Below are 457 nucleotides of genomic sequence, written 5' to 3'. Positions count from 1 at the left end.
CGAGCACGCGGTCGCCGAGGCCGAGCGCCGCGGTGATGCGGTGCGCCTCGCTCTCGGCCGCGTAGCCGCCGGCCGCGGTGAACCGCGCCTCGAGCCGCGTGTACCGGTCCATCGCCTTGTCGCGCGTCGCGTCGTCGGCCGACGCCATGAGCCCCTCGGTCTCGCGCATCGCGGTGAGCACGGCGTCCAGGCCGCGCGCCGAGAGCACGCGGTCCATCGCGAGCTGCTCGAGGTCGCCCGAGGCCGGGTCCTGCGGGAGGTAGCCGACGTCGCCGCCGCGCGAGATCGTCCCGCCCGTGGGCTGCGTCTCGCCCGCGAGGGTCTTGGTGAGGGTCGTCTTGCCGGCGCCGTTGCGGCCGACCAGCCCGATCCGGTCGCCCGCGGCGATCCGGAACGTCGTCGGCTCCAGCAGGACGCGGGCGCCGACGCGCAGCTCGACGCCCGAGGCGGTGATGAC

General features: G+C 76.4%; 1 protein-coding gene. It reads right to left on the bottom strand.

Annotated elements, in window-relative coordinates:
- The coding region (locus G3I71_RS47335) for an ATP-binding cassette domain-containing protein (RefSeq protein WP_275409448.1) at positions 1 to 457 on the bottom strand (457 nt) is incomplete at both ends.

The sequence above is a fragment of the Streptomyces sp. SID12501 genome (genome assembly GCF_010550245.1).
Lineage (GTDB): Bacteria > Actinomycetota > Actinomycetes > Streptomycetales > Streptomycetaceae > Streptomyces.
Note: the sequence above shows the minus strand (reverse complement) of the source record. Positions and strands in the feature narration are given on the sequence as shown.